Origin of the sequence: Frigoribacterium sp. CFBP 8751, assembly GCF_014841545.1 — a bacterium.
GTDB lineage: Bacteria > Actinomycetota > Actinomycetes > Actinomycetales > Microbacteriaceae > Frigoribacterium.
In genome coordinates, this window is sequence record NZ_JACYUB010000026.1 from 1 (window position 1) to 256 (window position 256).

The 256-nt window shown below is 61.3% G+C and carries 1 protein-coding gene; it reads left to right on the forward strand.

From position 1 onward, the window contains the following. Positions 1-222 (forward strand): hypothetical protein (locus IFT88_RS16755; protein ID WP_192122067.1); only part of this gene is annotated, 222 nt, incomplete at its 5' end. Positions 223-256 lie beyond the last annotated feature (34 nt).

Consider the following 256-nt stretch of genomic DNA (forward strand, 5'->3'; position numbering starts at 1 on the left):
TGCCTGCCCCACGTGCAGATCGACCTCTATAAGGACCAGGCGGCACTGGAAAAGGCTCTCAACCTGTGGAGCGATACTCAACAAGGTCCTGTGCCGTTGGTGCACGGTGGCAACTGGATGATGGTGGACCTCACCGGGGTGGCTACTGGTGAGCCCTCGGCCGTCGACCTGGAGGGGCTTGCATCTGAGATGGCCGCTGAATACGAGACCGTCGCCGCCTGATGACGTATCGATGACCGGCGAGCGATCCCCTATC